Below are 13348 nucleotides of genomic sequence, written 5' to 3' on the forward strand. Positions count from 1 at the left end.
CTTCACTTTAATTGTCGCGCCCGGGAATGTCAGGTTACGGAGCGTGAGATTTTGTTGATGCGGCTCCACTAAGTCGCCGGGCATCACCGGCTATCTTTTCCTTTCACGCAGGAATAGTCTGTCACGAGACCATTCGGGAGAGCTGCAATGAGCGAAGGAACACGCAACACCCCCATACCGCGAGACACCCTGGCGGCCATCCTCGAGAGCGCAACATTGGCGCCATCAAGCCACAACACCCAGCCCTGGCGATTTGAACTCGGCGAAACCGGGATTTCCCTGTTTGCAGACCGGCTACGGGCCTTACCGGTCAACGACCCCGACGACCGGGAACTGACCATCAGTTGCGGGTGTGCCCTGTTTAATCTTCGGATTGCCGCCGCTCATGCAGGATTCAATACCGAATGCCAGCTTTTGCCGGACCCGGGCGACGAGGATCTGCTGGCGACCGTCTCGTTCACACCGGTATCCGGGGAGGAGGGCCGTCAAACGGAACTGTTCCGGGCGATTGCCAGGCGACGCACCTATCGCAAGCGGTTTGAGTCAAAGCAGGTGCCTTCCGAGGTGCTGGGCATCCTTGAAGAGTCGGCGGAGACCGAAGGAGCATGGTTCCAGGTTCTGGAATCGGAGCATGCGCGTCATCAGGTGGCCGAGCTGGTGGCGGAGGGCGACGCTGCCCAATGGTCCAACCCGAGTTGGCGACGGGAGTTGGCTGCCTGGATGCATCCCCGCCGCAAGGGAGACGGTTTGACGGTTCCCGGCATGGTTGCGCCCGTGGCCCAATTGGTGGTGCGCACATTTGATATGGGCAACGGCGTTGGCGCCAAGGACCGTCAACTGGCGGATGAATCACCCGTGATTGCTGCGTTGGGAACGGCCGGGGATGGCGTAGAAGACTGGCTGAAGGCCGGGCAGGCGCTGGAGCGGGTTTTGCTCCGGTCCCTGGGGCAGGGGCTGCAGGCTTCCTATCTGAACCAGCCCATTCAGGTCGCCGTGCTTCGCCCGAAACTTCAGCACCTCCTTGGGCGTTCGGGTTTCCCGCAGATTCTGCTCAGGTTGGGTTACCCGGCGACAGATTTGCCGGCGGCTCCGAGGCGGAATCTTCAGGAGGTTGTGGAAACCGCAGACACCCGGGATATCAAGGCAAAACAGGCGGGTCAGGGACGCCAGCGCTGACTGACCTCCTCTTATCAGTGCCTGGCCTTGGTTACCACCTCCGGTGTTGCCGGCTCACCGGATTTGCTGGCAAGAATGCGGTCTGCATCCAGCGAGGCAATCGGAACCCGGGTATCCCGGGGAACGTCGCCGCTCAGCTGGAGCTCCAGATAGCGGAGCGCACACACCCGAAGGAAGGACGTGAAGTTACCGAGGTCGTGGCCGGCATCAATGGATTCGTGGTAAAGCCGTGTGATCATCTGGGGCAGGTTCATGCCATCCCGTTCGGCCAGCTCGGCCAGTGCCTGCCAGAAGGCGTTTTCCATTCGCACACTGGTCACCATGCCATCGATTCGCAGGGAGTGGGTCCGGCTGACCCAAAGCTCCGGATCGGCGTTGATAAAGAGCTTGCACATGCGGGCCTCCCTGAGAGCGTGGCGGGGCCGGTGGGCCGGCCCCGTTTGCATTACTGATCCAGCAGCTTGAAAAACTGCGCCAGCCAGGCCGGATGAGCGGGCCATGCAGGCGCTGTTACCAGATTAGCATCGGTAACCGCCTGATCAACCTCGATACCGGCGAACGTGCCGCCGGCCAGTTCCACCTCCGGCTGGCAGGCAGGATAGGCCGAGCATTTGCGCCCCTCCAGAACCCCGGCTGCGGCCAACAACTGGGCACCATGGCAAATCGCTGCCACTGGCTTGTCAGTCTCGAAAAAATGGCGAACCAGATTCTGTACATCCTTGTTAAGCCGCAGGTACTCAGGAGCGCGACCGCCGGGCACCACCAATGCGTCGTAGTTCGCGGGGTCCAGCCCGTCAAAATCCGCGTTCAGGGCGAACCGGTGCCCCGGTTTTTCGGTGTAGGTCTGGTCACCCTCGAAATCATGGATAGCGGTGGCAACCGTGTCGCCGGCTTTCTTGTCGGGGCAGACAGCGTGAACCGTGTGCCCGACGGCCTGCAGTGCCTGGAACGGCACCATGGTTTCGTAATCTTCGGTGAAGTCACCCGTAATCATCAGAATCTTCTTCCCGCTCATGGCTGTCTCCTTGTGATTGTCTTGCCAAGTCTGGAAACAGTATCAGCGTCGGTGAAGAAGCGGGTATTAGAGGATTACTACAGGCCTCAGGCCTCCCGGATCAGGTCCGGCGAGTTATGCCTCGGATTATTCACCTCCGGCGAAACGGGAATGGCTTTCAGCTGTTCAGGATCCAGGCGATGGGTCACTGCTCGCAATTGTGTCCGGTCGGTGATTTCCGGATTCAGCCAGTCCCTCAGGCAGGCCGGATCAAGCACCACGGGCTGACGTTCATGGATATGCTTCAGGTGTTCGCTGGCCGGTTCGGTGATGATGGCGCAGGCGGTGGTCTCGTCGCCTTCTCTCGGGGTCCAGAGGCCGGCGAAGAAAATCGCCGGATACTTCCCGGAATTCGCTGGCGTTATGTAGTGAGGTTCTTTCCCATGTTCCGTTTGTTGCCATTCGTACCAGCCATTGGCCGGTATCAGGCAACGGTGATGGGCAAAGGCGTCCCGGAAGTATTTTGATGTGGCTGCTGTTTCTGCGCGGGCATTGATCGGAGCCGGCGCTTTCTGATCCGCCCAGGCCGGCCGGAAGCCCCAGTGGGAGTGAGCCATGATCAGGCTGCCGTTCATGCTCATCCGGATCATTGGAATACCTGTGCCGGGAGGGATGTTGTAGCCGGGGTCAAAATGCCCGTCCACCTCCATGCCCTCGGGAAAAAACTCGAGGATCAGGGTGTCCGGTGGGGTATAGAAGGTGAATCGTCCGCACATGATAACTGGTTGTTCCTCACACAAATCCCGGTGCTGAAAGCCCACGGTTCTGGATTCTGTTAACCTTAGCAGATGCTGAAACTATCCAACGCTGTTGAACTTGCTGACTGGGAAATCGAAATCACCCAGATCCGGGCCCAGGGTGCCGGCGGCCAGAACGTGAATAAAGTCGCCTCCGCGGTGCACCTGCGCTTCGATATTCCCAACTCCTCTCTGCCACCGTTCTACAAGGAGCGACTGATGTCGCTCAATGATCAGCGAATCAGTAAAGAGGGTGTGCTGATCATCAAGGCGCAATCTTTCCGAACCCTGGAGTTAAACAAGGAGGATGCGCTGGAGCGGCTGAAAGAGCTGATCCAGGAGGCCGTCAAACCCCGCAAGGCCCGACGTCCCACCAAACCGACCCGGTCCTCACAGCGCAAGCGTGTGGACAAGAAGACCAAAAAAGGTAAAACCAAGGCCCTGCGGGGCAAGGTCCAGGTTTAGGCCGAAGCCTGTTCGCTACCCCGGGACTCCAGCTGCTCTAGGAAAGCCCTGATGTCATCGAAGGCCTCCTCCGCTTCCGGGAGTAAGGGCACAAAGATCTGCCATACGTGCACCATTCCCGGCCAGGTATGAAGGGTAACCGGAGAACCTGCCGCTTCTGCCCGCGCGGCGTAACGCCGGGCGTTGTCCAGCAGCATCTCGGTGTCGCTGGCCTGTATGAGCGTTGGGGGCAGGTCCTTCAGATTCCCGCGTAATGGTGAGGCGACAGGGCTGGTTGGGGAGACCCGGAATGCCGCCAGTGTGGCCCACCAGATAACCGGCAGTGGGATTTTCGACAGGCCACCAAACACAGGCCCGAGCAGTGGATCGGTACCGATGTTGTTGCGGTTGCTCGGCGCGGTCAGGGTCAGATCGGTGGATGGTGAGAACGCGATGGCGGCATCCGCCTGGCGCAGGCCATTGTCACGAATCCACGCAATCAGCCCGAGAGTATGGCTACCGCCGGCAGAATCCCCGGCGACCACCATGAAATCAGCCGGTTCGGCGCCATCAGGGCCGTGTTTCAGGAGCCATGTATAGGCTTCGCGGCAATCCCTTACACCGTCCATAAACCGGTTCTCCGGCATTAAACGGTAGTCCAGTGCGAACACTGCGGCTCTGGTTATCTGCGATAAACGGTCGGTAATGGCCCGATGGCTTCTGGGGCTGCCAGCGGCCCAGGCGCCACCATGAATGTACAGGATGCGGCGGCGGGTATCACATCCCGGGGCGAGAACCCATTCGCCACGGGGTGACTCGCAATGGCGCAGCTCCGAGGCTAGTTCAATGCCTTCACTCAGCCCGTCCATGTGTTTTCGGAGCGCCATCAGCCGCGCCTTGCCGCGCAGGCCTTTTGAAGATTGCCCAAGCTCGCGGATGCGTCCCAGCACCTCCCGGTTGGCTTCGCTGGGTGTTGCGTCTTTGATCGGGTAATCATCCCGGTCCAGATGAGACAGATCCTCAAGCCGGAACAGAAGCAGGGTTGCGGCAACGATGAACACGATGATGGCGAGAATAATCCAGAGCATGGTCGATCCGTATGTTATTGGCCCCACCGGGCAGGTCGAACTATCCTTCAAATGATACTCGCAGATTTGTCCCGGTTCTGCCCGGAACGGTCACAGAAGGAGTCGCGTGTTGCAAATAGCCTATCGGGCCAGAGACATAACCGAAGCCCACATTGTGGCTGGTCTGTTGGAAGCCAACGGTATTGAGGCCCATGTCGGAGGCCATTACCTTCAGGGTGCCATGGGTGATATTGGTGCCGCGGGCTTCAGCAACGTGCATGTCGATGATGAGGATCTCTACCGGGCGCGGCAACTGGTGTCCGAGTATGAGCAGACGTCAGGCAGCAGTCCCAGCCGGGCTGCCAGCGATCAAGAGGACCGCCCCGACCACTACGCCCGCTGGTTTCTGTTGGCCCTGGCCATCGTCGCTCTCATCCTGCTGCAGATCTACTGACTGATCGGTCTGGGGTCACCGGGCGTAGCCCTACCCACACTTCCCAAGCAACAGGAGAAAAAGCTTATGACAGATCAACCTGTAATGCTGATTACCGGCGCGTCGTCAGGCATCGGCGCGGAAACAGCGCGAGCGGCCGCGAAACAGGGCTATCGGCTGGTTCTGGCCGCGCGCTCTGAAGACAAACTCAAAGGCCTGCAGCAGGAGCTGGGTGGCGAGGAAAAGGTGTTGACGGTCCAGTGCGACGTCCAGAGCGGTGATGACCAGAAAAACATGGTCGACCAGGCCCTGAAAACCTTTGGCCGCATTGATGCGGTGTTTGCCAACGCCGGCCGCGGTGGTGAGCCGGGTGGATTCAGCGGTGCTGACCCGGACGTCTGGAAGGATATGATCCTCACCAATATCTACGGTGTGGGCCTGACCCTCCAGCATTGCATGCCGGCGCTCAAAGAGAGCAAGGGCCACTTGCTGTTAACCGGCTCTGCGGCAGGCCGTGCCACCATTCCCGGTTCCATGTACAGTGCGACCAAGTGGGCGGTAACCGCCATTGGCTATGGTGTTCGTGAGGAGCTTCGAGGCTCTGGTATCCGCGTTACCCTGATCGAACCGGGCATGGTGGACACGCCCTTCTTTGATGAACGTCCTGGCCATGCATTGAAGCCGGAGGACATTGCCAATGCGGTCATGTATGCCGTGGCTCAGCCGGCACATGTCGATGTAAATGAAATTCTTGTCCGGCCCACTCCCAAGGTTGAGTAACCGGTAGGGGCGGTCGTAACGGAGGTTGTTTTGAGTCAAACCGATCGCGTCGCATTGGTAACCGGCGGCGCTAAAGGCATTGGCCGGGGCATTGTGCTTCACCTGGCCGCTGCTGGCTGGAAGGTGGCGTTCTGTGACACCGACAGTGCCGTCGGTGAGCGGTTGGCCGCCGGTGCAGATCATGAACTGCACTTTCTGCCCGGCGATGTGGCTTCGGAAACCGATGTGGAGCGCATCGTTGCCGAAGCCCTTCGCTGGGGCGGCCGTCTGGACGCCGTTATCAATAATGCCGGAATCGCCAACCCCGAGACGGGGCCGATTGAGGAGCTGAGCCTGGATCAGTGGCAGCGCCGCCTGGACGTGAACCTGACCGGGCCGTTCCTGGTCACCAAGCATGCGGTGCCGCACCTTCGAAAAACGAAAGGCGCTATCGTTAACATGGCCTCCACAAGGGCGCTTCAGTCCGAGCCGGACACCGAGGCATACGCCGCTACCAAGGGTGGCATTGTGGCACTCACTCATGCCCTTGCTGTGAGCCTGGGGCCCTATGTCCGCGTTAACTGCATCAGTCCCGGCTGGATCGATACCCGGGCCTGGCAGGGCGGCGCAGAGCCGGTTGAACCGCTTTCCGAAAACGACCACCTGCAGCACCCGGCGGGCAGGGTAGGGCAACCTGGGGATATTGCCTCCTTGGTGGCCTACCTCATTTCGCCGGAGGCCTCGTTTATCACTGGCCAGAATTTTGTGGCCGATGGCGGCATGGTGCGCAAGATGATCTACGAGGAATAGGGCGTTGCCACGGCTTTTTTTCGGGCTGGAGCTTCCGGCTGAAATCAAGGCCCGGTTGTTGAAGGTCAGATCACCGGTGACAGGCGCCAGATGGCAGAGTGCTGAGCAATTGCACATCACCCTCCTGTTTCTGGGGAAGGTGAGCGCGGAAGGTCTCGAAGCCGTAGCCATTTCAGCCCGTGAGATAGATTCGGAATCCTTCCCGCTTGAGGTTGCCGGCGTTGGTTGTTTCGGCCAGCCCGAAAGTCCGAAGAATCTATGGGCCGGTGTTCAGCCGGCGGCACCGGTGGCTGCGCTGCACCAGACTCTCGGGCGGCGACTGGAGAATCTGGGCTTTGTGGCTGAACGTCGGGTATTTCGCCCGCACATTACGCTGGCCCGTTTCAAACGCCATCCGGGTTCTGTTGAACCGTTGTTGGTTGAATATGGTGACCATGGATTCGGCCAGTTCCAGGTGACTGAATTTGTGCTTTTTGAAAGCAAACCTGGCCCGGCCGGTTCCGTGTATTCAGTGGTCGATCGCTTCTCCCTGCGCAACGCCGGATAGCCGATTTGTCTTGACGAATCCCTGTCGTCCCACCAAAGATGAGGGGAAATCAACGCCTTTCCTGAGGTGTCTATGTGCCCCCCGTTTTCCGATCCTGATCAGCGTCTGTACGTCCGCAATGCCACGCTTGCAGATATCCCAGGCATCATCCAGCTCAGTCGCCGGGTTTATGAAGGCACGGGCATGTACGGCTATACCAAGGGGCCGTTGACCGGGCAGATCAATACCTTTCCCGACGGCCAGTTTGTTGCCATGCTCGGAGACACCGTGGTCGGCTACTGCGCCACGTTCCGGATCGCGGAAGAGATCGCACTCGCTGCCCACGACTGGATCTCCATCACCGGTAACGGTTATGCCTCGCGGCATGACCCGGAGGGGGACTGGTTGTACGGGATGGAAGTCTGTGTTGATCCGGAATGCCGGGGTTACCGCATTGGGGAGCGGCTCTACAACGAGCGCAAGCAGTTATGCCAGGCCCTGAACCTGCAGGGAGTGGTGTTTGCCGGCCGTTTGCCGAGCCTGCGCCAGCGGCTGAAGAAGTTCACGAGCGTCGAGGAATATGTGGAGGCCATTCGAAGCAAGGAACAGAAGGATCCGGTGCTCTCCTTCCAGCTTCATCAGGGCTTCGAAGTGCACGGAATTATTCCGCATTATCTCGATGCCGACCACGATTCCATGGGCTATGGTATTCATCTGGTCTGGCGTAACCCGAAAGTACCCCAGTCGGAGAACAACGGCCGTCGGAAGCGCTACGGTCAACGCATGCGCGATACCGTGCGCATAGGCACGGTTCAGTACCAGCAACGCCCGGTCGGATCGTTCGACGAATTCAGCGAGATTGTCCGCTATTTTGTCGATGTTGTTTCCACCTACAAGGGCGACTTTGTGGTGTTCCCCGAGCTGTTCACCCTGCAGCTGCTTTCCATCGAAGCCCGCAAGGGCAGCCCCGCCGAGACCTTTGCCGCAGTCACCCATTACGCAGAGCGTTATCGTGAACTGATGCGGGATCTGGCTCTGCGCCACAACATCAATGTTGTCGCCGGCTCAACGCCAGTCCGTGAGGAAGACGGCACCATCCGGAACATGGCGTACGTGTTTCTCAGGGATGGTCAGGTGTTCAGCCAGCCCAAGATTCATCCGACGCCGAACGAGGCGTTCTGGTGGAACGTTCAGGGCGGCAACCGGGTCAGCGCCATCGAGACGGACTGCGGCACCATCGGTGTGCTGATCTGCTACGACGCGGAGTTCCCGGAATTGACCCGCCACCTGGTGGACCAGGGCGTGCATATCATCTTTGTGCCTTTCTGTACCGATGAGCGGCAGAGCTACCTGCGGGTTCGCTATTGTTGCCAGGCCAGAGCTGTGGAGAATCAGGTCTACGTGGTGATGTCCGGCAACGTCGGAAACCTGCCGAACGTACCGAACATGGAAATCCAGTATGGCCAGAGCTGCATCCTGACGCCCTGCGACTTTCCCTTCGCCCGGGATGGCATCGCCGCTGACACCGAGCCCAACGTGGAGACGGTTGCCTTTGCGGATCTGCGCCCGGAAGTACTGATCACTGCCCGCAACAGTGGTACCGTTAAAAACCTTCAGGACCGCCGGCACGATCTTTACAGCGTGACCTGGCGTGGTGAGTAAACCGAGCCGACAGGAGCGTCGTTTTGCCCAGTAGAGGGTCTGTAAAGCCTGAACGCATCGGCCGCGGGCTTCTTTGGGCCGGTGGTATGGCTCTGGTGGCCTGGCCCCTGGCGGTTGCAGGCTGGTCCTTTGCCATTGAACAGAGCTCGGTGGGTATGGCATTGCCGGATATACGGTCCGGCGGATGGGAAGTAACAGGCAGCCGTGCAGATGTCCGGCCTTCTGTGACCGCCAACGGTGATGTCGCAACCATCGATTTTGCTCCTTCGTCTCTTGTTCTGACCAAACATCTCACGTTTGTCGGTGCAGACCAGCCGCTGACGCTCAACAACCTGCGCACGGATCTCAGCAATACAACGGTAACCCTGGACTATGGCGCAAATGGCCCCTGGGCGCAGCGCATTTCCATTGATGGCGACATCAGGGTCGATGCCGCGCGCGTCGAACATCCGCAATTACTGCCGCAAACGTGGAACTTTCAGGGAAGGGCAAAGGGCCGCCTGGCAGATCTCAGGGTGCAGGGCACCTTGGCTTCCGAGTCCGGCTTTACGGCTGATCTCGATATCCAGCTCAATCCCGAAGGCGGCGTATCCGTCGCCATCGACTCTGTTATCGACGGTAAACAGGGCGTTCAGGCCCTGGCAGAAACCCTGGTCGGATGGCCGGATCTGCTGACAGTGGATTCTGGCAATGCCCGGTTGTCGATGGAGGTTTCGACCGGCCAGGGTGGTGAACTTGCAGCCAGTGGCAGCGTTGAACTGCAGGATGTTGGCGGGGTATTTAACCGGACCGCGGTATCAGGGCTCACCGGCCAGGTGCGGGGATCGCTGGAAAATTCCCGGATTACGACCCGTTTCAGGGACATGACCGTTGGCGAGATCAATGCCGGCATTCCCGTCACCTCGGTTCTTTTTTCAGGGAATTACAGCGCGCCGGTCACGGAACTGCTGGCCGGCACTCTGGAGGTTCAGCAGGCCAGGGCCCGGTTCCTCGAAGGTACCCTGAGAGTGCCTCCTGCCAGGTACGATTTAGGCGGTGGGTCTGGTCGCATCCCTGTGGAGGTTGAGGACGTCTCCCTCAGCCGTCTGATGGCCGTGTATCCAGCCGAAGGACTGTCTGGAAGCGGGTTGCTTCGAGGGCGAGTTCCTCTGGGCATCAGTGGCGACGGGGTGCAGGTGAGTGCAGGCAGTATTTCCGCAATAGATCCTGGCGGCCGTTTGCAGTTGCCGGCGGACAAGCTCCAGGCGATGCTCGGTGGCAACCAGGCCATGGACATCGTGGTCCAGGCGTTGCAAAACTTTCACTATTCAGTCCTCAACAGCACGATAGACTACGATGAACAGGGTAAGTTGAGCCTTGGCCTTCGCCTCGAAGGTAAGAATCCGGACCTGAGGGGTGGGCAGCCGGTGGTACTCAATGTCAATCTTGAGGAAGACATTCCCGCGCTGCTCACCAGTCTGCAGTTGAGTGGCAGGGTCAATGAAGCTGTTACCAGGCGCGTCCGGAAATTGCTGCAGGAATCCGGTGAGGAGAAAGCACCATGATAAAACCCGTGCGGCCCTGGTGGCCTGAAAGGTCGCCCATGGCAAGAACACTGATGATACTGATGCTTCCTCTGGCGATGGCTGCCTGCACGCCGACAGTGCAGATGGCGGCGCCAAAGGAGCCGATTACGGTCAACCTGAACGTGAAAATCCAGCACGAAATCTACGTGAAAGTGGATAAGGAAGTGGATGATCTGTTCAGCGAACAGGGCTTGTTCTGACTGTGTCCGGAAAGTTTGAGGGGTTGAAGATGAAACGATTGATACAGATGTTTGCGCTGGTTCTGGCGTTCGGTATCAGCGCCTCCGTGCTTGCCATGGGGCTGGATGAAGCCAAACAGAAACTGGACTCGGTCAAGCAGCAGGGGCTGGTTGGAGAAACACCGACGGGTTATCTGGAAGTGGTGCGCGCCGAAGGGCAGGCGAAGGAAGTGGTGGAAGCCATTAACAGCGCCCGTCGGGATGAGTACAAGCGCATTGCCGAAAAACACAACATTCCGGTAACCCAGGTGGAGACGGTTGCAGGCAAGAAGGCGATTGAGAAGACTCCGTCCGGCCAGTATGTGCAAATGGGCGGTAAGTGGGTGAAAAAGTAGCCCGGCGCGGCCAGGTGCGAGCCTCGCTTACCGTTTAACGCTCTTTTGCCTTGGCTTGCCGCCTTTTGGCCGTTTGCCCGATGCCGGCTTTTTGCCAGGTGCGGGCTTGCCTTTCGGGCCGGGGCGCCTGGCGCCACCGGGCTTACCTGGTGCGGATGCAGAGCCAGGCTTGCGATCAGGCTTTGGTTTGGCCTTCGTTCCGGACTTCTTTTTTGCTGGCTTGCCAGCGCCGGGCGGGGCTTCGGAAGACGAATCCCGGATGGCATCGAACAGCCCGGCCAGCTCTTTCTCGCTCAGGTCCCGCCACTGGCCCACCGCAAGCCCTTTCAGGCTCACGTTCATGATCCGGATCCGTTCCAGTTTGGTAACCTCGTAGCCAAAATACTCGCACATGCGACGGATCTGGCGATTGAGGCCCTGAACCAGGGTGATCCGGAAGACAAATCGTGACTCCCGCGACACCTTGCACTTTTTCGTCATGGTTCCGAGGATCGGCACACCATTGGCCATACCCTCCACGAATTCCCGGGTGACCGGCTTGTCGACGGTAACCAGGTATTCCTTTTCGTGGTTGTTGCCCGCCCGCAGTATCTTGTTGACCAGGTCGCCGTTGCTGGTCATAAAGATGAGGCCCTGGGAGTCCTTGTCCAGACGTCCGATCGGGAAGATGCGTTCGCTGTGACCCACAAAGCGCTGGATATTGTGTTTCTCCGCGCTGTCCGTGGTGCTGACAATCCCTACCGGCTTGTTCAGTGCAATGAACACGAGATCTTCTTCAGCCCGTGGCTCGATCACCTGGCCGTTCACCTTGACCGTGTCACCCGGAAGCACCTGGTCGCCCACGGTTGCTCGTTTGCCGTTGATGTAGACGTTGCCTTGCTCGATATAGCGATCGGCCTCCCGGCGGGAGCACATGCCGCTTTCGCTGATGTATTTGTTGAGCCGGGTGGAATTGCCAGTGGTCATCGGGTGTCCGGTTGCCAGTGAGAATGACGGGCATCATATCAGTCTGGAACCCCGGTCGCAGCAGGGGTGGTTCTTTCCCGGCGTCTCTGCCATTCTTTGCGCCTATCCTTAAAACCAACAAACCCTGAGCCGCCATGGAAAAGACACGCATCACCATTGTTGCCGTTACCTGCATTGCCCTGTTTTTCCTGACCAACTACCTGTTCCGGTATCTGATCGGATTTACCGGGTTGCTGGCCTCATTGGTCATTGCGGCCCTGATTGCCGTCTACATGAGCTTCTCAATCGCACGGACCCTTGAGCGTTTGCCGATGCCTGAGGAGCGCTCACGGGCGCTGTGGATCTATGGCGGTTTTCTGGGCGCCCTGTTCGTCGCCTTCGGGGCCTGGATGTTCCTGGATGCCGGCATGGATGCAGTCACCCTCGCCACGCTGTTTGTTCACTATCTGCCCTATCCGGCACTTGCTCATGCCCTGCTATCAGACAAGGCCGTCGGACTGTTCCTGAAAGAGGATCGTCCTGGCGGATAAATTGTTATAATATAACATTTTGATTCTTAGAGGAGTGCCTCCGGCGCCATGGCTCAACCTATTCCTACCAGCCTGATACTTGGTTTTCTGGGTGTCGGTAAAACCACCGCCATTCTGGATCTTCTGAAAAGCAAACCGGAAAACGAGGTCTGGGCGGTTCTGGTCAACGAGTTCGGCGAGGTGGGCATCGATGGCGCCATGCTGAAGACCGAAGGCGCCTTCATCAAGGAAATACCCGGCGGATGCATGTGCTGTGTTGCCGGCCTGCCGATGCAGATAGGGCTCAACCAGCTGATTCACAAGGCAAAGCCCGATCGTCTGTTGATTGAGCCGACCGGGCTCGGTCACCCCTCTCAGATTCTGGACACCCTGACCAGCGAGCACTACCAGGATGTACTCGCCATGGGCCCTGTAATCTGCCTGGTGGACCCCCGAAGGCTCGAAGAACCGAAGGTGCTCGGCAATGTGCAGTTCCGGGATCAGGTGGCTGCGGCGGATATTCTCGTTGCCAACAAGACTGATCTTTGCACCCCGGAGCAACTGACTCATTTTGATGAGTGGGCCGCACAACTGGAACCCGCCAAGCGGGCGATTCACCACACGCGGTTCGGGCATCTGGCACCGGGCTGGCTGGACGGCCAATCGGATGCCCTGCCGGTGACCGATCCGGAAGCTCACCATCACCACCATCATAAGACTGCATCGCCGGCCCCCACTATTGATGACGAGCCCTGGCAACAGATTACCAATCAGGGACAGGGGCATTTCAGTGTTGGCTGGCGCATACATCCGGAACTGATACTCGATGAGAACGCATTGCTGGTGATGGCCATGGACTCGGCCTTTGTGCGCTTCAAGGCTGTCGTTCAGACCGTGGACGGCTGGCGGGCGATCAATGTGGTTGATGGAGCCCTGACCGTTATTCAGGGTGAACCGCAAGCCTACAGCCGGGCAGAGATCATAGCGTCCGATCAGATTGACGCCCGGGAACTCGATGCCCGCATGAGGGCGGCCGCGGGACTTGATCCGAGGTGAGGGCGTGAGT

At 59.0% G+C, this 13348-nt stretch carries 17 protein-coding genes; 12 read left to right on the forward strand and 5 right to left on the reverse strand.

Annotated elements, in window-relative coordinates; translation table 11 throughout:
- The first annotated feature begins 147 nt into the window (after positions 1-147).
- Complete coding sequence (locus AC13DD_RS13155; RefSeq protein WP_008176002.1) at positions 148-1176, forward strand: Acg family FMN-binding oxidoreductase; 1029 nt, start codon at positions 148-150, stop codon at positions 1174-1176.
- Positions 1177-1190: 14 nt separating this feature from the next.
- Here AC13DD_RS13155 and AC13DD_RS13160 read toward each other — a convergent pair whose 3' ends face one another.
- The 3 genes from AC13DD_RS13160 to AC13DD_RS13170 form a co-directional block, all read right to left on the reverse strand.
- Complete coding sequence (locus AC13DD_RS13160; protein WP_104270356.1) at positions 1191-1571, reverse strand: ribbon-helix-helix domain-containing protein; 381 nt, start codon at positions 1569-1571, stop codon at positions 1191-1193.
- Between the two features lie 50 nt (positions 1572-1621).
- Positions 1622-2191, reverse strand: a complete 570-nt coding sequence (locus AC13DD_RS13165) for a DJ-1/PfpI family protein (RefSeq protein ID WP_008176000.1) — start codon at positions 2189-2191, stop codon at positions 1622-1624.
- A gap of 86 nt (positions 2192-2277) precedes the next feature.
- Positions 2278-2946: an SOS response-associated peptidase gene (locus AC13DD_RS13170; protein WP_008175999.1), complete on the reverse strand. Its 669-nt coding sequence runs from the start codon at positions 2944-2946 to the stop codon at positions 2278-2280.
- A gap of 72 nt (positions 2947-3018) precedes the next feature.
- Here AC13DD_RS13170 and arfB point away from each other — a divergent pair, with 72 nt between their 5' ends.
- Entirely contained in the window at positions 3019-3432 is a 414-nt protein-coding gene (gene arfB / locus AC13DD_RS13175) for an alternative ribosome rescue aminoacyl-tRNA hydrolase ArfB (RefSeq protein WP_014576363.1), read from the forward strand.
- Here arfB and AC13DD_RS13180 read toward each other — a convergent pair.
- Positions 3429-4499 carry an alpha/beta hydrolase gene (locus AC13DD_RS13180; protein WP_104270217.1) on the reverse strand — a complete coding sequence of 357 codons (1071 nt, stop codon included), beginning with the start codon at positions 4497-4499 and terminating at the stop codon, positions 3429-3431. The two genes, arfB and AC13DD_RS13180, sit on opposite strands and share 4 nt — an antisense overlap.
- Before the next feature lie 106 nt (positions 4500-4605).
- Here AC13DD_RS13180 and AC13DD_RS13185 point away from each other — a divergent pair, with 106 nt between their 5' ends.
- The 8 genes from AC13DD_RS13185 to AC13DD_RS13220 all read left to right on the forward strand — a co-directional run bounded on the left by AC13DD_RS13185 (position 4606) and on the right by AC13DD_RS13220 (position 10807).
- Positions 4606-4932: a putative signal transducing protein gene (locus AC13DD_RS13185; protein WP_286803487.1), complete on the forward strand. Its 327-nt coding sequence runs from the start codon at positions 4606-4608 to the stop codon at positions 4930-4932.
- A 66-nt stretch (positions 4933-4998) separates the two neighbouring features.
- The gene (locus AC13DD_RS13190) at positions 4999-5691 is read left to right on the forward strand and encodes an SDR family oxidoreductase (RefSeq protein ID WP_286803485.1); all 693 of its coding nucleotides are present in this window, start codon (positions 4999-5001) and stop codon (positions 5689-5691) included.
- 30 nt (positions 5692-5721) lie between these two features.
- Positions 5722-6480 carry an SDR family oxidoreductase gene (locus AC13DD_RS13195; RefSeq protein WP_482931260.1) on the forward strand — a complete coding sequence of 253 codons (759 nt, stop codon included), beginning with the start codon at positions 5722-5724 and terminating at the stop codon, positions 6478-6480.
- Between the two features lie 4 nt (positions 6481-6484).
- The gene (thpR, locus tag AC13DD_RS13200) at positions 6485-7027 is read left to right on the forward strand and encodes an RNA 2',3'-cyclic phosphodiesterase (RefSeq protein WP_104270219.1); all 543 of its coding nucleotides are present in this window, start codon (positions 6485-6487) and stop codon (positions 7025-7027) included.
- A 72-nt stretch (positions 7028-7099) separates the two neighbouring features.
- Positions 7100-8668 (forward strand): bifunctional GNAT family N-acetyltransferase/carbon-nitrogen hydrolase family protein, encoded by a 1569-nt coding sequence (locus tag AC13DD_RS13205; RefSeq protein WP_104270220.1) that lies wholly within the window; start codon positions 7100-7102, stop codon positions 8666-8668.
- Between the two features lie 23 nt (positions 8669-8691).
- Positions 8692-10212, forward strand: coding sequence for an intermembrane phospholipid transport YdbH family protein (locus tag AC13DD_RS13210; protein ID WP_241956175.1), 1521 nt, complete (start codon positions 8692-8694; stop codon positions 10210-10212).
- 38 nt (positions 10213-10250) lie between these two features.
- A complete protein-coding gene (locus AC13DD_RS13215) occupies positions 10251-10433 on the forward strand; it encodes a YnbE family lipoprotein (protein WP_014576371.1) in 183 nt (60 codons plus the stop codon).
- 29 nt (positions 10434-10462) lie between these two features.
- The gene (locus AC13DD_RS13220) at positions 10463-10807 is read left to right on the forward strand and encodes a YdbL family probable chaperone protein (RefSeq protein WP_008175984.1); all 345 of its coding nucleotides are present in this window, start codon (positions 10463-10465) and stop codon (positions 10805-10807) included.
- A gap of 27 nt (positions 10808-10834) precedes the next feature.
- Here AC13DD_RS13220 and rluF read toward each other — a convergent pair whose 3' ends face one another.
- A complete protein-coding gene (gene rluF / locus AC13DD_RS13225; RefSeq protein ID WP_053114693.1) occupies positions 10835-11773 on the reverse strand; it encodes a 23S rRNA pseudouridine(2604) synthase RluF in 939 nt (312 codons plus the stop codon).
- A gap of 134 nt (positions 11774-11907) precedes the next feature.
- Between rluF and AC13DD_RS13230 the strand changes: the two genes are divergently transcribed.
- Together AC13DD_RS13230 and AC13DD_RS13235 are read left to right on the forward strand one after the other, a co-directional pair.
- Positions 11908-12303 (forward strand): hypothetical protein, encoded by a 396-nt coding sequence (locus AC13DD_RS13230; protein ID WP_008175980.1) that lies wholly within the window; start codon positions 11908-11910, stop codon positions 12301-12303.
- 48 nt (positions 12304-12351) lie between these two features.
- The gene (locus tag AC13DD_RS13235) at positions 12352-13338 is read left to right on the forward strand and encodes a CobW family GTP-binding protein (protein ID WP_053114694.1); all 987 of its coding nucleotides are present in this window, start codon (positions 12352-12354) and stop codon (positions 13336-13338) included.
- Positions 13339-13348: the final 10 nt, after the last annotated feature.

This window comes from Marinobacter sp. L-13 (assembly GCF_056857715.1).